Annotated in this window: 17 protein-coding genes; 9 read left to right on the top strand and 8 right to left on the bottom strand. The window is 61.3% G+C overall.

The window, feature by feature from the left end; translation table 11 throughout:
- Window positions 1-24: 24 nt before the first annotated feature.
- From VKS22_02800 to VKS22_02785, 4 genes are all read right to left on the bottom strand, one after another.
- Entirely contained in the window at window positions 25-1,086 is a 1,062-nt protein-coding gene (locus tag VKS22_02800; protein HLW69529.1) for a phosphotransferase family protein, read from the bottom strand.
- 9 nt (window positions 1,087-1,095) lie between these two features.
- Entirely contained in the window at window positions 1,096-3,636 is a 2,541-nt protein-coding gene (lptD, locus tag VKS22_02795) for an LPS assembly protein LptD (GenBank protein HLW69528.1), read from the bottom strand.
- The gene (locus VKS22_02790) at window positions 3,569-4,879 is read right to left on the bottom strand and encodes a folylpolyglutamate synthase/dihydrofolate synthase family protein (GenBank protein ID HLW69527.1); all 1,311 of its coding nucleotides are present in this window, start codon (window positions 4,877-4,879) and stop codon (window positions 3,569-3,571) included. The genes lptD and VKS22_02790 overlap by 68 nt, the downstream gene beginning before the upstream one ends.
- Before the next feature lie 88 nt (window positions 4,880-4,967).
- The gene (locus VKS22_02785; protein ID HLW69526.1) at window positions 4,968-5,756 is read right to left on the bottom strand and encodes an alpha/beta fold hydrolase; all 789 of its coding nucleotides are present in this window, start codon (window positions 5,754-5,756) and stop codon (window positions 4,968-4,970) included.
- 132 nt (window positions 5,757-5,888) lie between these two features.
- Between VKS22_02785 and VKS22_02780 the strand changes: the two genes are divergently transcribed.
- The gene (locus tag VKS22_02780) at window positions 5,889-6,821 is read left to right on the top strand and encodes an LD-carboxypeptidase (GenBank protein HLW69525.1); all 933 of its coding nucleotides are present in this window, start codon (window positions 5,889-5,891) and stop codon (window positions 6,819-6,821) included.
- Window positions 6,822-6,872: 51 nt separating this feature from the next.
- Window positions 6,873-8,012, top strand: a complete 1,140-nt coding sequence (locus tag VKS22_02775) for a serine hydrolase domain-containing protein (GenBank protein ID HLW69524.1) — start codon at window positions 6,873-6,875, stop codon at window positions 8,010-8,012.
- Here the strand turns inward: VKS22_02775 and VKS22_02770 are convergent.
- The 4 genes from VKS22_02770 to VKS22_02755 all read right to left on the bottom strand — a co-directional run bounded on the left by VKS22_02770 (window position 8,009) and on the right by VKS22_02755 (window position 12,853).
- Window positions 8,009-9,190 carry an acyl-CoA dehydrogenase family protein gene (locus VKS22_02770; protein HLW69523.1) on the bottom strand — a complete coding sequence of 394 codons (1,182 nt, stop codon included), beginning with the start codon at window positions 9,188-9,190 and terminating at the stop codon, window positions 8,009-8,011. The genes VKS22_02775 and VKS22_02770 overlap by 4 nt on opposite strands.
- 15 nt (window positions 9,191-9,205) lie before the next feature.
- On the bottom strand, window positions 9,206-10,441 hold the full coding sequence (locus VKS22_02765; protein HLW69522.1) for an LLM class flavin-dependent oxidoreductase: 1,236 nt from the start codon (window positions 10,439-10,441) through the stop codon (window positions 9,206-9,208).
- Between the two features lie 119 nt (window positions 10,442-10,560).
- Window positions 10,561-12,159, bottom strand: a complete 1,599-nt coding sequence (locus VKS22_02760; protein HLW69521.1) for an NAD(P)/FAD-dependent oxidoreductase — start codon at window positions 12,157-12,159, stop codon at window positions 10,561-10,563.
- Window positions 12,160-12,283: 124 nt separating this feature from the next.
- On the bottom strand, window positions 12,284-12,853 hold the full coding sequence (locus VKS22_02755) for a winged helix DNA-binding protein (protein ID HLW69520.1): 570 nt from the start codon (window positions 12,851-12,853) through the stop codon (window positions 12,284-12,286).
- A gap of 138 nt (window positions 12,854-12,991) precedes the next feature.
- Between VKS22_02755 and VKS22_02750 the strand changes: the two genes are divergently transcribed.
- The 7 genes from VKS22_02750 to VKS22_02720 all read left to right on the top strand — a co-directional run.
- Complete coding sequence (locus tag VKS22_02750) at window positions 12,992-13,930, top strand: cyclase family protein (protein ID HLW69519.1); 939 nt, start codon at window positions 12,992-12,994, stop codon at window positions 13,928-13,930.
- A 60-nt stretch (window positions 13,931-13,990) separates the two neighbouring features.
- Window positions 13,991-14,797, top strand: a complete 807-nt coding sequence (locus VKS22_02745) for an enoyl-CoA hydratase-related protein (protein HLW69518.1) — start codon at window positions 13,991-13,993, stop codon at window positions 14,795-14,797.
- A gap of 71 nt (window positions 14,798-14,868) precedes the next feature.
- Complete coding sequence (locus tag VKS22_02740) at window positions 14,869-15,684, top strand: enoyl-CoA hydratase-related protein (protein HLW69517.1); 816 nt, start codon at window positions 14,869-14,871, stop codon at window positions 15,682-15,684.
- A 617-nt stretch (window positions 15,685-16,301) separates the two neighbouring features.
- Window positions 16,302-16,823 carry a site-specific DNA-methyltransferase gene (locus VKS22_02735; GenBank protein HLW69516.1) on the top strand — a complete coding sequence of 174 codons (522 nt, stop codon included), beginning with the start codon at window positions 16,302-16,304 and terminating at the stop codon, window positions 16,821-16,823.
- Between the two features lie 772 nt (window positions 16,824-17,595).
- Window positions 17,596-18,630, top strand: coding sequence for an IS21 family transposase (gene istA / locus VKS22_02730; protein HLW69515.1), 1,035 nt, complete (start codon window positions 17,596-17,598; stop codon window positions 18,628-18,630).
- A 9-nt stretch (window positions 18,631-18,639) separates the two neighbouring features.
- Complete coding sequence (locus tag VKS22_02725) at window positions 18,640-18,804, top strand: hypothetical protein (protein ID HLW69514.1); 165 nt, start codon at window positions 18,640-18,642, stop codon at window positions 18,802-18,804.
- Between the two features lie 83 nt (window positions 18,805-18,887).
- Window positions 18,888-19,317 (top strand): hypothetical protein (locus VKS22_02720; GenBank protein ID HLW69513.1); only part of this gene is annotated, 430 nt, incomplete at its 3' end.

Here is a 19,317-nt window from a genome sequence, read left to right as displayed (position 1 = left end):
TCGATGGCGCGGATCGTCAGCGTTTTAGCGGCAGAGTTCCCAGGCGGTCTCGGCGATAGCGGGGACACGGACGTCGTACGTCGCGAAGATCGGATCGTCGGCCTGGCCGCTCAGATGGCGCGCGTAGCTGCCCTCCAGAATGATCGCGAGCTTGAAGAGCGCGAAAGCCTGGTAGAAGGCGATATTATTCATCGCGCGCCCGGACTTTTGCTCGTAGAGCTCGACCATCGCGCGGCGCGACAGATAACCGGGCTCGGGCTCCATGCTCGAGACCACGCCACGTCGCGCCTCGCTGTCGGTGGGCTCGGTCCAGTAGGTGAGCATCCAACCCAGGTCGGCGAGCGGATCGCCAAGCGTCGACATCTCCCAATCGAGGAGCGCGATAGGCCGGGGATGAGTCGTGTCGTCCCACATCACATTGTCGAGCTTGAAATCGCCATGGACGATCGTCGCGGGCTGCGATGGCGGCAGATGTGCGCCCAGCCAATCACGAATCTTTTCCATCACCGGCAGCGGACGGGTAAGCGGCAGCGTGCGTTCGAGTTGATCGGTCCAGCGCTTGAGCTGGCGTTCGAGGTAGCCGTCAGGCCGACCGAATTTCTCGAGTCCGACCGCGCGCCAATCGACCGCCTGCAGGGCCACGAGCAAGTCGATCATGCCAACGCTGACCGCAAGACGCTTCTCGGCGGTATCGGCGAAGCTGGTCTCCGAGGACGGCACGTTGGGCGAACGGACAACGCGCCCACGCATCTGCTCCATCAGGTAGAAGGGAGCGCCGATATAACTCGGATCGTCGCATCCCGCATAGACGCGAGGCAGCGGAACAGCAGTTTCCTGCAGCGCGAGCAGCACGCGATATTCGCGCATGACGTCGTGAGCGGTCGGCAGGAGCGGTCCGCGCGGCGGCCGTCGCAAGGCCCAGGCGCGGCCATCGAAATGAATCAGATGGACTTCGTTGGAATGGCCGAAGGAGATATTTTCAGTGCGCAGGCTGGCGGCCTCGCCGAGTCCGCGATCGCGGAGAAAGCGGCGCAGCCCTTCGATCTCGATCTCTGCCGCGGCGGTTTGCGAGGCATCCTTAGACATCGTCAATACTCACTGATAATTCGGCAGCACGCTGGTGCGGGTCTGGAACGGATTGCGTCCAAACGGACTCTGACCGACCGATCCGAGTCCCCCGAGCGTAACCTGGAATTGATATTGCGTCTCGCTGGGATTGATCGTTTTGGTGATACCCATGTCGAAGGCCCAGCAATCGCACGGCGACTTTACCCGAACGCCATATTCAGCTGAAATCAATTTGTGTTTGACGAAATCATAGGAAGGCGCGAAGTAGGCCCCGAGCCGATCGAACAGATCATAGTAGACCCGTGCGTTGATGAACTGACTCAAATTTGCGCTCTGACCGGGCCTGATAGTATTGGGTCCAGGCGCAATATAGTCATAAGAGAGTTCCAGGAACGAGCCGGCTTCAGCCTTGCCCAGGTACAATTGAGGAGTGTTAGTGGTCCACCACGGCTGGAAATTCAGACCGACGCTCGCATTGCGAATACCGCTGGTTTCGGGTGAATAGCCGAGCTGGCCGCCCAGCGACCAGACGCTGGTGGGGAAAACGTTAGCGATCATATCCAGGTCGGCAAAGCGCGACGCGCCCTTGGCGATCGCGTGATTGGTGTCGTAAGCCTGTTCCAGGGTCAGCCGCAGAATCTCGACCACCGAGTTGCCGTTGGTATAGCTGCGCGCGCGAAACGGATTAACCGATGGAACGTTATCGTCATCCGACGGTGTGGTGCCCGCCGCGCCTTCAGCCGACGCTGTATTGTCATTGGTGTCGTCGCTCGGGGCGGGCGTCAGCTTGGCGTAGAAGCGCGAGACCACTCCGTAGGTGAAAAGGCTGCGGGGTTCGATCCGATCGATCTGATCGAAGAGCGGCAGCGCGCCCTGGTCAATGTTGGGAATATAGCTATAGGTCGCGAAGGGTTCGATGGTGTGCTTGATCTGCTCGATGCCGAGTGCGTGCACATTGTAAATGCGCTCCAGCTCCGAACCGATACCCGTGCTGCCATAGATCATCTCGCGGCTGCGGAAACCACCGTCGCCGAGCGGCCCCAACGAGAGGCCGTTGTTGTAGATTTGGCCGCCGGTGCCGACGGGGGTAACCGCGATGGTGCGGCCCGAGACCGAATACAGCGTTTCGCGCAAATTGAGCTGGCCATACCCGTAGAGATAGTTGCCGAGCCGCCAGGGCACCGTGAGATCGGGATTGATGTCGAAACGCACGCCGCGCTGGCCGTTGGTCCGCCAGAAATCATCGAACTGAAAATTGTAGTCGGTGTAGGCCAGATTCCCGAGCAGCTCTTTGCGGCCGCTCAAGAGCAACTCGGGCAGCGTTTGCAGCTCGTACTCAGGCCGCTGGATTAGGTCCTGATTCCAATTTCCGTAAAGTTTGGCGAAGCCATCCGTATAACTGTAGAGCGCGCCCCAGTCCGAGTCCGCATTGCGCATCGAGACGAACGGCGTCTGGTAGGCGATGCCGGGTTGCACGGTGCGCGAGAGCGTCCAGACGTTAAGCTCGCGCAGCAGGAGATCGTCGCTGACGGTGGTGGCGTCGCCGAACAAGACCAGGTCCGGCGTGATGTGTTGGCGAACCATCGAGATAAAGTCGTAGCGGTCGGTGGGAATGTGCGGGTCGGGGAGCTGGGTGTCGATGATGTCATGCGCGCGATTGGAGGCGCTGCGCAGACTTTCATCATAGAAGGCGCCGTCGAGGATCGCGTAATCGCCTTGACCGGTGATCAAGCGATACTCCGCGAGCAAACCGACGCGCTGGCTGGTCTCGACATCGAGGGCGACCGAGGCGTCCGAGCTCTTATTGATCGCCCAGTACCACGGCTGCAAAAGCTGAAACCCGCGCAACCCCGACTCGCCGAGGCGCGGTCCCAGGAAGCCGCTATGGCGATCAGTGTCGGCGGGAAAAATCGCGTAGGGCAGCGGCACCACCGGATGGCCGAGGACGTCGAAGGCGCCATTGCGCGCGGTGCCGGTATCGCCCATGTTCAGGTTCATCTGCTCGCCCGTGATGCTCCAGTCGGGCGTGCCCGGGTCGCATCCGCAGGTGGTGAAGAAGCCGTCGAGAACCTTGTAGTGCTGGCCCAGGAGTTTCTGCACCTTCGACCCCTTGAGAATATAGCTCTTGTCCTTGCTCGTAACGACGGCATCCGTCATCACGGTGCTCTCATCGTTCATGTTGAGCGTTCCCTCTGAGGCCCGAACGTCGCCCAGCGGATCGACGATGTGGACATTGCCCTTGGCATGGATCAGGCGGTCGCGCCGCAGGAAGTCAACCTGATCCGCGGTCAGCACGGTATGCTTCTGCGTGATGACGGCGTCGCCGGTCACCACAAACGTGTCGGTCTTGTAATCGTAGGTTACTGTCCGGCCCGTGATATCGACCGGACCGCCGTGCGTGGCTTGAACGAATTCAGAGAATCCTTGCTGCTGGGCAAAGAGCTGGGCGGTAGCGCGAAGCGTCGCGGTCGCGAAAATCAGTGCGCCAACAATGCACGATTTAATTGACGGCTTCAGGAAACAGTCCTCGCCGCCCGGTTCGCGCCAGAATCCACGGATAGATCTCACCCACCAGATAGACCGAACCGGTCAGCAACACTACATCATCGGGCGCGGCCCCGGCTATCGCAGCTGCAAGCGCTGCTGCGGGATCGCGGATCACGCGCGCTGCCGTATGGCGCGAGAAGATCGGGAGCAGTTCCTCCGGGTCCAGCGGCCGCTTGGGCGTCGCGCGCGTCAGGATCGCGCTCTGGACCCGCGGCGCAAGCATCGCCGCCATCCGCTCCCATTGCTTGTCTTCGAGACAGCCGAAGACCAGATGCGGCCGCACCGATGCGCCCAGTTCGACCGTGATCGTTTCGAGCAGCGCCTGGATCGCGAGTTCGTTATGCGCGCAGTCCAGGATGATCGTCGGACGGTGCGCCACTATCTCGAAACGACCGGGCCAGAAAACTTCCTGCAGGCCGCGCCGGATGGCCTCGTCGGGGATCGCCCAGCCTTGCGTTCTCAGCACTCCGAGCGCCGCAAGCGCGATCGCGGCATTTTCGTGCTGGAAGGGGCCCGCCAGATTCAGCTCAAGATTTTCAAGCGCGAGTCCGTGCCCGCGATAATCGAGCCGATGAGCCGGGGCTTGCGAGCGGTAGGAAAAATCGCGATCGATCATGAAGCTCGGGCTGTGCCGCTCTGCCGCGATCTCGCTCAATGCCGCGCGCGCCTCGGGATCACGCGCGCCGACCACTACCGGCACGCCGTCCTTGATGATCCCGCCTTTCTCGCCCGCGATTGCGCCTATGGTGTAGCCGAGGCGGTCCATGTGATCGAACCCGATGGGGGTGATCACGCTGAGCATCGGACGCACGACGTTGGTCGAATCCAGCCGGCCCCCCAGGCCGGTCTCGATCACCGCCACATCAACTCCGACTTCGGCGAAGTAGAGAAACATCAACGCGACGGTGAACTCGAAGAAGGTCAGCGCGAGGTCAGCACTCTCGTAGATGGCGCGCAGCCGATCTATATACGAAAGCATCAAGGCCGCGGGCATCTCGGCGCCGTCGATACGCGTGCGCTCAGTCAAATTGATCAGATGGGGTTTGGTATAGAGGCCGCATCGATGGCCCGCGGCGCGCAAACAGGCGTCGATCATCGCGGCCACCGAGCCTTTACCCTTCGTCCCCGCGATATGCACGGCGCGCAGCCGCCGATGCGGATTCCCGATCAGGGCGAGGGCCTGATCCATCCGCTCAAGCTTGTAGATCTCTCCGCGCCCTTCGAGCGTATAGAGCCATTCCAGGGTCGGCGCGATCGCATCCATCGTGACGGTCGAGTTTAGATGGACCGGGCCTCTGAAAACCAGCCCTTGAGCCGAGAATCAGTTTGCGCGATTACCCTGTCGACTCGAGCTAGTGGGACTCAAGAAAGCGCCGGATCGCCGTGCCGGCACGTTCGGGCTGCTCGAGCCAGAAGCAGTGTCCCGCCGGCTCGAGGATTTCAAGCTGCGCGCCCGCGATCTGCTCGGCGAGCAGACGTGAATTTTCCCACGAGATCAAAGCGTCGTTGCGACCGGTGATCACCAGCGTCGGGCAGGTGATGCGCGCCAGACGATCATACGTGTCATGGCTAAAAACCGCTTTCATCCGATTACCCAACGCGACCGGATCGAGCGGACGCCGCCGCCGCATCTCGATCATGTCCGCAATGATCTCCGGATGCTGCTTCAGGTAGCCGCGCGTGAACGCCGCCTCGGCCAGCGCGCGGCCCCGTTCTTCGGCGGACATCGGTTGGGTTGAGTAGGCTGGCGCCGGCTCAAGCCAGACCGCTTTCGGACCGCCCGCAGTGGTGCATCCGAGCACCAGCGTCCGCACCTTTGACGGGTGCCGCAGCGCGAACTCCTGTGCGATCATCCCGCCCATCGAAACCCCGAGGATATGCGCGCTGGTAAACCCGACGTGGTCCATCAGGAGCGCCGTGTCGTCCGCGAACATCGCCATGCTGTAAGCCATATCCGGCTTGTCGCTGAGTCCGGAACCGCGCTGATCAAAAGTCAGTACGCGAAAGCTCGACGCGAAGGCCGCGGCGAGATCGGCGAACATCGTCTGATCGCCCTGCGCGCCATGAATCATCACCAGTGGAGTTCCGGCACCGCGGATTTCGTAGGCGAGCTCGACCCCGTTTACTTTTGCGCGCTCCATAGACCTTCCTCGCGTGCCCGAACGATGAGGGGAGCTTCGCTTGACGCAGATTCTTCGTCAAGCGCCCATTGATTGACACTTCGGGATGTACAAGCTGGATGCGAGCCGGAATACTCTACCGAGCAGACTACCGTGGGCGTGAGCGAAAACATCATCAAACCGCAGGCGCTGCGGCCGGGCGATACGATCGGGGTGGTAGCGCCCGCGGCCGCCGTCGAACGCGCGCATCTCGAACGCGGCGTCGCCGCGCTCTCCGCGATGGGCTATCGCGTGAAGATCTCCCCCCACGCACTTGATCGCAGCGGCATCCTGGCGGGCGAGGACGTGGTGCGTGCGGCGGAATTAACCGCTTTTTTCGCCGACCCCGAGGTCAAGGCGATCTTTGCCGCGCGCGGCGGCTACGGCTCGGGCCGGCTCCTGCCGCTTTTCGATTTTGCGGCTCTCGCGCGGACGCCGAAAATCTTCCTCGGCTTCTCCGACGAGACCTATCTGCTCAATGCTCTCGTTGCTCAAGCCCGGATGGTGGCATTTCACGGCCCCATGGTCGCGATGGATTTCTCGCACGGCGTGAGCGCGCCCGCACGCGATCATCTGCTGCGGCTGTTGGCGGGCGAAACGCGCGAATTAACGCTCGAAGCGCCGACCGCCCTTCGCCCCGGCAGCGCGCGCGGCCCGTTGCTCGGCGGATGTCTCTCGGTGGTCGTCGCGATGATCGGGACGCCGTGGGAACCGCTCTTCGACGGCGCCATCCTGTTTCTCGAGGACACCGGCGAGAAAGCCTACCGCATCGATCGGATGCTGACGCAGTTGGGGCAGGCCGGCATCCTCCGGCGCGTCGCCGGCATCGTCTTTGGCGCGATCCGGCCGGTTGAGGGCAGCGCCCGCGAAGGCGCGTTGATCCGTGACTTCATCGGCGAAGCCACCGCGCAACTGGATTGTCCGGTGTTGAGCGGGATCGAGGCGGGCCACGGCACGGCGAATTTCGCGCTGCCCCTCGGCCTGCCCGCGCAGCTCGACGCCACCGCAAGATGCCTCGTATTCACTGAAGCCGCCGTAACGACCTGAATCCGGCGATGACAGCGCTAGACTCTCAACGCTATGATCCAATGATTAGGGGTGAAGCAATTGGGCTGGGCTGAGGTTGAGCAAGCCTTCGCGAGCGCGATCGAACAGGGCGCGATTCCGGGCGCGACGCTCGTCGCGCGCAAGGGCAACGACATCGCTTACGAAGGGGCGTTCGGCTTTCGTGCGCTCGAACCCGAGCGCTCGCCAATGCGGCTCGAGACCGTCTTCGACCTCTCGTCGCTGACCAAGCCGCTCGCTTCGACCATCGCCGTCATGATGCTCACGCGCGACGGCAAGCTGCGGCTCGACGATCGGGTCACGCGCTTCTTTCACAATTTCGGCGTGCACGGCAAGGGCTACGTGACCTTCCGCCAGTTGCTCGCGCATTGTTCGGGGCTGGCCGCGTGGCGTCCGTTCCATCAGCAGGTCGCCGAGGTCGAGCGCGCGGGCAAGATCAATTTCATGGCGAGCCACGGGGCGAAGGAATTCGTCTATGAGCAAATCCATCGCGAGAAACCCGAGTACCCGCCGGCCGGCCGCAACCTCTATTCGGATTTGAACTTCATGCTACTCGGCGAGGCGATCGAGCAGGTGGGCGGCATGGCGCTGAATCGGCTCTGCCGCGAGAAGATTTTCAAGCCGCTGGGACTGCGCGCAACCGATTTTATCGATATCTCGCTGTTGCGCACGCGGCGGCTCGAACCGGTGCCCGAGATGTTCGCGCCGACCTCGGTTTGTGCCGTGCGCAAGCGGATGCTGGTCGGCGAGGTCGAGGACGAGAACGCCTTTGCGATGGGCGGCGTCGCGGGCCACGCCGGGCTCTTCGCGCCGGTGCGGGAAGTGGACCGCCTCGCGCACGAACTGATCCGCTGTTATGCGGGCCGCTCGGATTTCGTTCCGCCGAAAATCGTGCAGGAGTTCTGGACCCGCGACCGCACCGTCAAGGATTCGACCTGGGCGCTCGGCTGGGATTCGCCTTCGCCCGAGTATTCGAGCTCGGGCCGTCGCTTCTCGCCGGCCGCGGTGGGTCATCTGGGCTTTACCGGAACTTCAATCTGGATCGAACCGGCAAAAGAGCTTGCGATCACCCTGCTGACCAACCGCGTGCATCCCCGCCGCGACAATCAGGCGATCCGCGATTTTCGCCCGTTGATCCACGACCTCGTCATGGAAGCGCTCGGCGCGACCTAACCTTTGGGCAGGCCGAGGACGCGCTCGCCCAGGATGTTGCGCTGAATCTCGTTCGCCCCTGAATAGATCATCGGGCCGCGCGCTTCGAGCATCCGATGGGTCCACAGACCCTGCGCTGCCGCGAATTGATCGCCCCGTTCGAGTTGCCCGTAAGCTCCGAGCATCTCCAGGGCGAAGCTTGCAATCCGCAGTCCGAGCTCCGAGGCGCTCAGCTTGATTGAGGAGCCCTCGGGGCCGGGCGGCAGTCCCTTCAGTTGCCGCGTCAGTTGGCGGAAGCCGGTGTAGCGGATCGCCGCCGCCTCCGCAGCGAATTGTCCGATGGTCTGCCGTACCGAGGCGTCTTCCGCCAGTGCGCGGCCATTGCGCGAGAGCTGCGATGCGAGCTGCGCCAGCTCGCGCACCCGATTCGTCATAATGCGCTCTTGGCCGCTTGAGCGCTCGAAGGCCAGCGTCGTCAGCGCCACCTGCCATCCTTGGTTTCTTTCGCCGACGATATTCGCGATCGGCACGCGCACATCCTCGAGAAAAACCTGGTTGAAATGCCGCGCCCCGGTCATCTGGATCAGCGGACTGATCGTGATGCCGGGGGTTTTCATCTCAACCAGGAGATAGCTGATTCCTTTGTGTTTGGGCGCTGCGGAATCCGTGCGGGCGAGCAGGAACATCCAATGGGAGTGATGCGCCAGCGAGGTCCAGATCTTTGAGCCGTTGACCACGAAGTAACCATCGTGCTCGACTGCGCGGGTCTGGATCGCCGCCAGGTCGGATCCCGCGTTGGGCTCCGAATAACCCTGACACCACATCTCCTCGCCGGCGAGAATCTTGCGCAGATGGCGCTGCTTCTGCGTCGCCGTGCCCCAATGGATCAGGGTCGGCCCCAGCAGCCAGATACCGGGTCCCGTGAAGGGCAGGCCGCTCCCCGCCTGTTCAAGCTCTTGATCAACGATGGTCTCCTGCAGGAAAGTTCCGCCACGACCGCCATATTCGGCCGGCCACGTGATCCCGAGCCAGCCGCCCTCGTACAACCGCCGATGCCATCGCAGCGTCGCTTCCCAACTCCCCTCCTCCTCGTCGGCCAGCGGTCCGCGCGGCGGCGTCGCGTATTCGAGATTCCGCTCGAGCCAGAGACGAAACTCGCGACGAAACGCCTCGTCTTCCGCGCTGTATCTAAAATCCATGAAGCTCCGATTATATCAGGCGTAGCGCGGCAGCAGCTTTTCGCCGAACAGCTCGATCTGTCGCTTGACGACATCTTTCGGCATGAACCCCTGATCGCCCTGCCACACGAAGTATTCGGGATTGGCCACCTCGACCAACTCGTCGAGCCCGCGCCGCACGTCGTCCACAGTTCCCATGTAGGCGGACTTCACGCGTGCGGCGCGATCGGCAGTAACCTCCGACGCCGGCAGCGGAACTTTGCCAGCAGGATATTTCGCCTCATCAGCCGGTTCGCGCCAGGCTTCAGTAAAGCCGAAGTGATGGAAGACCTCGCGATAGCCGAGTACGCACATCCCCGGTTCCGCTATCTGCTTGGCCTGCGCGAGACTGTCGCCGAGGTAGATGCCGCGCAGGACGCCGATATTCTGGCCGACCTTCATCGGGCCGCGTCCGGCCTTGGTAGCCTCCTCGACGTAGGCCTCGCCGAGCTTCCGCACGGTCTCCGGCTGCGGCAGGATGATCGTCGGACGAATCCCCTCGCGCGCGCACCAGCGCACCGTCTCTTCGCTCAGCGAAAACGCTTGAAACAGCGGCGGATGGGGCCGCTGATAGGGCTTCGGCACGACGTTGATCATCTGGATGCGACCCTGAGCATCGACCTCGCCCGGAAAGCCATACTCGCGCGTCCACTCGGCCGCCGGCCACGGAGTGCCCTCCTGCGGCGTCGGATACTGATAGTGCTTGCCGTTAAAGCGAAATGGCTCGTCACCCCACGCCAGCTTGAGGAACTGATAGACCTCCTCGAAGACCTCGCGATTGATGCGATCGGTCTCGCTCTTGTCGCTCATGGTGGCGCCGACGTGAACCTTCTGCGCCATTTGATTGAGCCAGCGCGCCTGATAGCCGCGCGCGAAGCCGACGATCGTGCGCCCTTTCGTCAATTGATCGAGCCATGCGATCTCCAGCGCTAGCCGCAGCGGATTCCAGCCCGGCAGCACGTAACCGATCGGCCCGGCCTTAATCCGCTTGGTGTGGTTCAGGATGTGCTGCGTCAGCAGCGGCAGGCTGCCCATCTCGATCCCTTCGCTGTGCAGATGATGCTCAGGATATGAGACCGCCTCGAAACCGACGTCTTCCGCCAACTGGCTCAGCTCAACTACTTCTTCGATCATTTTTTGCCAGCGATCGGGATGCATCGCGATCGGCCGGAGCTGTTTGCGCTCCGCGAGCGTCGCGGGCAGCGTCGGCAGGAAAAAGTAGATGAACTTCATTTTCGATTCCTCCTCAGTTAGCTTCGCCAGACTCAGTTAGCTGCGCCGGAACGATTACCACCCTAGCGGCGGGGTTTGGTGGGTTCTTGACCGGATGTTCCTTAACTCAGAGACAGCACCTAGCGCAGTTCGAAGCCTTCATAGCCCTTCGCAGCAACGTCGGCGAAGATCTCACGATAGAGTGGCACGCCACCAGCGAATAATAGGAAGCGGCCGCGCACGTTCTCGGGATTGGTGCTACCGAAGAACCATGAATCCTTCATCTCATTGATTAACAACCCTTTGGCCGATTCATAGCAGCGTTTGGTCCATGCATCTTCGGCTTCGGGGGTTGTGGTCATGGTCTCGAAACCATTCTCGCGCATATAACGGATACAATCGACGATCCACTCGACGTTGGTCTCGACGCAGCGGGTGATATTGCAAAACACCGCTGGGTTGTGCGGCCCCATGATGGCCCACAGGTTTGGGAAGCCCGAGAACTGAACGCCGAGATTGGTTCTTGGCCCGTCGGACCAATGCTCTTGCAGGGATCGACCGTGCTGACCGCGAATATCCATACGCAGGAGCTCACCCGTCACGCTATGAAAGCCCGTAGCATAAATAATCACATCGAGTTCGTGTAACTCGTTACCGGTTTCGATTCCGGCGGGGATAATCTTCTTGATCGGCGTTTCGCGCAAATCAACCAATCTGACATTGTTGCGATTGAACGTCTCGTAGTAATTCTTCTCTCCGGGACACCGCTTCGTGCCAAACGTGTGCTTCGGAATTAGTTTTTCGGCTACCTCGGGATTGGTGACGCGTTCGCGGATCTTGGTGGCGAGGAACTCGGCAACCTCATCCGCGGCGTCCTGTGACATAAAGGAGTCACGGTAATTGCCCAGCCACAATGCGAACCCGCCGCGGTCGTACAACTCCTGATAGCGGGCTAGGCGCTCCTCTTTCGGCACGTCCATCGCGGCGCGCGGGTCCGGTTCGTGAATGAAGCCGGCCCAGGTGCGTTTGCACAGTGCGAAAATCTCATGTGCCTTTTCGTTGAGCGCTCGTTGTTCCTCCGCGGTAATCGGACGGTTGCGGAGCGGGGTGCACCAATTCGCGGTGCGCTGAAAAACTGTCAGCTGTTCACAGTCGGGGGCAATTGTCTGAATGATCTGGACGCCCGTCGGGCCGCTGCCGATGATCCCGACTCGCTTGCCAGTGAAGTCGACCGGCGCTTTTGGCCAGCGTGCACTGTGCAGCGACAGGCCGGCGAAGTCTTGAACCCCCTCATAGTCCGGAAACTGATGCGCCGAAAGCAGCCCGGTGGCGCAGATGACGTAGCGGGCAGATGCGCGCACACCGTTGTGAGTCTCAATCTCCCACCTCTTGTCAGCTTCGTCATACATGACGGTCGCAACGCGCGCGTTGCACTCAATGTCGCGTTTGAGATCGAATTTGTCCGCGACAAAATGCAAATACCGTTCAATTTCCGGCTGGCCCGAGAAATGCTCGCTCCACTTCCATTCCTCTAACAATTCCTGGGAGAAGGAATATTGGTAGGTATAGCTCTCAGAGTCGAAACGGGCGCCCGGGTAGCGATTCCAGTACCAGGTGCCGCCGATATCGCTGCCGGCCTCGAACACCCGTGCCGAGACGCCGAGTTGGCGGAGTTTATAAAGAGCGTACAGGCCAGACACGCCGCCACCGATTACGATAGCATCAAAGTGCTGAGTCACGATTATATTCCTCCGTGGTTAGTGGTCAGTTTGTATTGATCAGGCGGCTTCTCTTAATTCATCGTCAGCTGAGTGAGAAAAGTGTTTCGCAGGATCGAACCTCACCCGCCGACAGGAACCAGCACTAATATTGATCCTTGATCTCGCGATCGGAGCGGACCAGCCGCAATCGATCCCGATGCTGAAAATTCTCGAAGGCGCCCGTGAGATGCGTGAAGTAGGTAATCGCGTGATCGAGGATATCCGGCGGCGCCTTTTCAATCAGCTCAGCCAGCAGATTAGTCGCCCGCGCCGCGGCTGAATCGAGAAACGCGCGCCCCTTGGGTGTCAGCGCAACTACCTTCTCGCGACCGGAATGCGGGTCTTCCGTGATCGCGATCAGCGCGAGCGGCGGACGCATCAGGGCGCGGAGCGACTTGGAGACGGCTGCATTGGTCACTTCGAACCATCGGCGCAGGTTCAGCTCGATATCCTTGCGGCGCATCCGGGCGTCCGGACCGCCCTGCGAACGAATCAGCCAGAGAGTTGCGGCCTGCTGACGCGAGAGCCGGTCGGCGCGCACAACATCTTCGAGCGCCGTGCCGATCTCATAGTGAACCGGGTAAAAAAATTCGATCAAGTCGGCGGCGGCGGCGCGTCGAAAGGCTTTCTCGCTCGTGCTGATCGAACGGACAGCGTTTTTTGGTGTGCTCAAGCGACGAAAGTCTCCTTGCTCGAATAGTTGATCTAGCTCAACTATTTTTAATTGTCAAACGTAAACGCAGCTCAAGGCTTTTCCCAATCAGCGAGATTCGGCTTGAAGGCTTCGCGCGCTGAACGTACGATTTGGCGCATGAGAAAACTCCGTTCATACGACGAGCTGCCGGAAGTCCCGGGCATCGGGATGCGCCACGCGTGGGGCGAATTCGGCCCCGACGATAAGCTCGGCAGCGTCAACTTGCTTACGCCCGAACGGGTCAAAGCCGGCGCAGCGTTGATCCAGACCGGCGAGATGATCTCGCTCGATCTACCGCTCAATCTGCCCAGCCCGCCGATGTTCGGGCGCGGGCGCTACCGCCATGAGATCTTCGCTCTCAACCGCCACGAGATGGACGACCGGCTCGACGGCTTCCATCCGCAGGCTTCGACTCAATGGGACGCGCTCGGCCATGTCCGCTGCCGCGAGCACGGCTTCTGGGGCGGGCGCACCCAGGACCCGACCGACGGACCGAACGAGCTCGGCATCGAGCATTGGGCCGAGCACGGGATCGCCGGCCGCGGCATTCTGCTCGACGTCGCGGGATGGTCGCGTGATCAGGGCCGGCCGCTCGATCCGTTTGCGCCAGTCAGGATCACCGCCGAGGATCTCGCCGCCGTTCTGCGCGCCCAGAATGTCACCCTGGCGCCCGGCGATATCCTCTGCCTTCATACGGGTTGGGTCGACGCCTACAGGGCGCTCGATGACGACGGCCGGGCGCGTATCGCCGAGAACCCGTCGTCCGCCGGTCTGCGCGCCGACGAGGCGATGGCGCGCTTTCTCTGGGACGCGCATCCGGGCGCGCTCTGCTGCGACAATCCTGCGGTCGAGACGATTCCCGGCGACCCCGCGATCGGATCGCTCCATCGCCGGATTTTGCCGCTGCTCGGACTCGCGCTCGGCGAGTTCTTCGATTTCGAGCGCCTGACCGTCCGCTGCCGCGCCACCGCGCGTTGGTCCTTCTTCTTCGTTGCGACGCCGCTGAAATTGCCCGGCGGCATCGGCTCGCCCGGCAACGCCCTGGCGATCCTATAGTTGAGCGCCCGTCGCCTTACTTCAGGTGTCCGTGGCGTGCCCTCAGGAGGTCTCATGCAGATGCGCGCGCTGTTGTTCGAGGTTCGCGACGGCATTGCCTACCTCACGCTCAATCGGCCGCAGGTTCACAACGCGATCAACCCCGAGCTGATGGTGCAGTTGGCCGAGGCCTGGCAACGGGTCGCTTCCGACGACTCGATCCGCGTCACAATCGTCACGGGCGCCGGTGACAAGGCTTTTTCGGCCGGCGCCGACCTGGCTCGAATGCTGCCGTTGACGACCCGCGAGCGTTCGCCCGAAGATGAGTGGGATCACACCCTGCTGAACAACCCCGGCCTGCGTGACATCGCGATGCTGCATCCGTTCGCGATGGACAAGCCGATCATCGCCGCGGTCAACGGTTATTGCATCGCCGGCGGGATGGAGCTGATGCTCGCGACCGACATCCGCGTCGCCGCCGAGCATGCCAGCTTCGGCCTGATGGAAGTGAAATGGGGACTCATCCCATATGCCGGGTCGCTCGTCCGCACTCCGCGCCAGATACCGTTTTGCAATGCGATGGAGTTGCTGCTCACGGGCGAACGAATCGACGCGCACGAGGCGCGCCGAATCGGATTGATCAACCACGTTCTGCCGGCAGCCCAGGTGATGGGCAAAGCCGAGCAATTGGCGCGCACTATCGCCGCCAACGGTCCGCTCGCCGTCCGCGCGATCAAGCAGGGCGTTGCCCGCGCCTCGGGCCGCCCGCTCGAAGAGGGTTACAAAATCGAAAATGAGCTCGCGCGCAACGTCTTTTCCTCCGACGATGCGAAAGAGGGTCCCCGCGCTTTTATCGAGAAACGTAAGCCGAATTTCACCGGCAAGTGAGTAGAGTCTTTCGCCATTTTCTGTAGTTACTTATAAGTCACCGCACTAGTGAGTTAGTCAGAGAGTAACCAATGAACTACGAAACGATTCTATACGAACAGAATGACGCGATCGCCAAAGTCACGCTGAACCGCCCCCGTTATAAAAACGCGCAGTCCCGCCTGATGATCGAGGAGATGGACCGCGCCTTCGCCGCGGCCGACGCGGACAACGACGTACGCGTGATCATCCTGGCGGCCGCGGGCGACACCTTCTCCTCCGGCCACGACATCGGCACTCAGGAGGAAAGAGAGGACATGCGCCGCCGTCCCTTTCCGAAGGGCGTGCGCGGGGAATACGCGCTCTCGCGCTACCTCTTTCTCGATTCGACGCTGCGCTGGCGCGATCTTTCGAAACCGACCATCGCGCAGGTGCAAGGCAAGTGCATCGCTGGCGGCTGGATGTTCGCCGCGGCAATGGATCTCATCGTCGCCGCCGACGACGCGATGTTTCTCCCAGCGCTGATGCAGTATTTTTCAGCGCCCTGGGACCTCCCTCTGCGCAAAGCCAAGGAAGCGATGTTCCGCAGCCGCTTCATCGACGCCGCAGAAGCCTGCCGGCTCGGCTTCGTCAATCTGGTAGTTCCGCGCGAGCGTCTTGAAGATGAAACGCTGGCGTTCGCGCGCGAGATCGCGGAAAACGATCCCTTCACGCTCCGGATGGTGAAATGGGCAGCAAACTCGGCGCAGGATGCGATGGGTTTCAGCAATTCAGTCCGCAACGCGCACTCGCACTATATGGTCCAGGGCCTCGACAGCCACACCCGCGATAAGCTCGAGGGCAGGGGTTTCCCGAAAGTCATGCCCGGCGTCGCCCATGCCATGAAAACTCGTGGCAAAATAAACTAGCGAAGCGCGGTTGCCGGGGACGGCGCGAGTAGGCGGCTCTGCGGACTGCGCTGGGCAGGAATGCACTCGACGATTTTCGTACACAATTGGAGGTTTTTCAAAATGTTACGATTCGCACTCATTCTGACGATCGTCATGTTTTGCGCTTCTGTCGCCAACAGCGCTGACACTCCCGCATCAACTAGCACCGGAACGGCGGCGACTGCTAGCCCCGATACTCAAACCGTCCGCACCCATCACCGTTATCGCCACCATCATCGCGCTCATCCGGTTCGCGCGGCCTCCAAAGTCGTCCGCCATCCCGTCTACACGGCATCTAAAATCATCCACCACCCGGTTCACACGACCTCCTCAGTCGCCCACGAGGCCACCGGCACCCAGCCAGTCCATCCAAAACCGGAAAGTGAATAGGTATATGCTGGTGGCCTGGGATACGGCTGATGGGCTTCTGCTGAAAACGCGCGAATTGGAGGCGTGGCGTGGTGAGTGGACGACAGATTAGCGGTCTAGCGCCGACTCTCCCGTTCGGTGCAATCGAGCGGCTGCGGACCGACAAATCCGTCTTCCTCGAGTGCAAGGACAATCTCACTTTCATGCGCTCGCTAGCCGACGCGAGCATGAAGCTGATCGTAACGTCGCCGCCCTACAATATCGGCAAATCTTACGAGCGGCGCGCGCCATTGGATCAATACGTTCAGCAACAGACTGCCGTGATCGCCGAATGCGTGCGGCTTCTACATCCGCAGGGTTCGATCTGTTGGCAGGTTGGAAATCATGTCTCTGGCGGCGAGATCGTCCCGCTGGACGTGCCACTTTATCCGATCTTCAAGAATCACGGACTGCGCTTGCGAAACCGCATCGTGTGGCACTTCGAGCATGGCTTACATTGTTCAAAGCGCCTGTCGGGCCGATATGAGACGATAAACTGGTTTACTCGATCAGACGATTACACATTCAACCTCGATCCGATCCGCGTCCCTTCCAAATATCCAGGCAATCGCTATTTTAAAGGCCCAAACGCGGGGAACTTTCGTGCAATCCCGGCGGGAAAAATCCTGGCGACGTGTGGATCATTCCAAACGTCAAGAACAATCATATCGAGAAAACCGCCCATCCTTGCCAATTCCCGGTTGAGTTAGTTGAGCGGTTGGTGCTGGCCCTCACAAATCCTAGCGACAAGGTTCTAGATCCATCGGTGCTCGCCAAACTTCGGGAGGATGAGGATTGATTCCTAACTCTTATGCCGAATCCGGTAAAGCTCGCCTTCCTTGAGAACTTAAGAAGACGGTTCGGTGTTTTCCGAAAGCTGGCGAACAGTGAGTCGCTCTTTGAGATTGCCGAAGGTAAGGCGCGATTGTACTTCCGGTATTCCAAGAAGCACCCGGGAAGCACTACGTTTTTCGGCTTGCGCAAAGTCGATCTTCAACTGCTCGAAGGGCACAACAGCGTCATCTGCTTTTGCTGGAACGACCAGCCGGAGCCGTTGTTCGTGCCTTTTGAGGAATTTGAGGAAACCTTTGCGGCGCTGACCACTGCAAGTGACGGCCAGTACAAAGTACAGGTTTACGAGCAGGTTGGTGGAACCGTGCTGTATATTGCGAACGCGGGGAGATTTAATGTCGATAGCTATCTCGGGTGGTCTTATCTCGATTCCCGAATCGGAACCCTGGACGAGATACGTCCAGAATTATCCCACGTGCAGGTTCAGACACTTCTCGGAGGCATTGGCGACACGAAAGGCTTCGACGTATGGGTCCCTTCGCACGACAGAGGGGCACTTGACTGGAACTTAACTACTCGCTTTGAACTTCGGAATTCTCTTCCACCGTCGCTTGAATCCGTAAGCCCACTCCCCTCTAGCCGAGCATCCTGCTTGATGAGCAGGAGGCCGGGATGGAGAGGAGAGCGAAGGTGGAGCTGTTCGAGCAGATCCGAAGGGAGTACGAGTTCGGAGTCGGGACCATAAAAGGGGTCGCTGCCAAGCTCGGAGTTCATCGGCGGATGGTCCGGCAGGCGCTGGCGAGCGCGGAACCGCCGCCGCGCAAAACGGTGGAACGCGAGCGACCGGTGATAGGCCCGCTGATTCCGTTTATCGACGCAATCCTCGAAGCCGACCGCAGGGCGCCGCGCAAGCAGCGCCACACCGCACGCCGCATCTGGCAGCGCATCGTGGCCGAGATCCCGGAGTGCAAGGTGGCCGAAGTGACAGTCCGCCAGTACGTGCGCGAACGGAAGGAATTGCTTGGGTGGTCGACGCGCACGGTATGCGTTCCACAGAGCTATCAGCCAGGGCAGGAAGGCCAGGTCGACTGGTACGAGGCGTGGGCGGAGTTGGCGGGCGAACCGACGCTGCTGCAGGTGTTCTCGATGCGGAGCATGGCGAGCGGAGCGGCGTTCCACCGCGCGTATCGCCGGGCGACACAGCAGGCCTTCCTGGACGCCAACGAACTCGCGTTCCAATACTTTCAGGGCGTATTCCACCTCCTGCGCTATGACAACTTGAAAGCGGCGGTGAAGAAGATCCTGCGCGGTTACCAGCGCGAGGAGACTGCACGCTTCATTGCGTTCCGCTCGCATTGGCGGTTCGCCAGCGAGTTCTGCTCGCCGTATGCGGCGCACGAAAAAGGCGGGATCGAAAGCGAGGCCGGCTACTTCCGGCGCAACCACTGGGTACCGATGCCCAAAGCGCGCGATCTCGAAGATCTCAATGCCCAACTGCTTGCCGCCTGCCGCGAAGATGAACGGCGCCAGATCGCCGGGCAGAGCCGGCTGGTGGGAGCGCTGATGATCGAGGAACGCGCGCATCTGCTGCCGCTCGCCGAGAGCGGATTGGAGCTGGCGGAGATCTCGTTCCCGCGCGTGGACGGGCTCGGATGTGTGCGAGTGCGAACCAATCTGTATTCGGTGCCGGCGGCGGTTGGCAGGACGGTCGAGGTCCGACTCTAACCGAGTCAGGTGGAAGTGCGCGACGAGGGCCGCGTAATCGCACGACATGAACGCAGCTATGAACGCAACCAGCAGGTCCTCGCTCTCGAACACTACCTCGACGTCCTGGAGCGCAAGCCGGAAGCGCTGGCGGGATCGAAGCCGCTGTCGGCATGGAGACAGCGCCTGCTGTAGCCGCGTGCGCTCGATGCCATAGGTACGCCCGTCGCCTACCGGGCAGAGCCCGAAGTGTCCCGCGCAAGGCCATTGCACCGCTCGTGGGCAAGCTTGACGATGCCCCGATCCGAGTCGTTCCGCACGGCACGGAGGCGCTGAACCTGCTCGTCACGTATGCGGGCGCGATTGCCGATGAACAGCACCTGCTTGCGCCGCAGCTACAGCGGCTCGTCGTCATCCACTTCCACGATCTTATCGCGGCGACCGTAGGCGCCACGCGAGACTGCTTGGCGATCGCGGAGGGACGCGGCGTCCGCGCCGCGCGGCTGCAGGCGATCATGGCCGATATAACGGCTAATCTCGGCGACTGCGATCTGACGGCTGCCGCCGTCGCGAAGCGCCAACGCGTGACGCCGCGTTACGTCCACAAGCTCTTCGAGGGCGAAGGGCTGACCTTCTCCGCCTTCGTTCTCGGCCGGCGGCTTTCTCGCGCCCACCGGACGCTGAGCGATCCGCGATTTAGAGATCGCA

It is taken from the genome of Candidatus Binataceae bacterium (assembly GCA_035308025.1).
Classification (GTDB): Bacteria; Desulfobacterota; Binatia; order Binatales; family Binataceae; genus JAJPHI01.
This window is presented reverse-complemented; position numbering and strand designations above follow the sequence as displayed.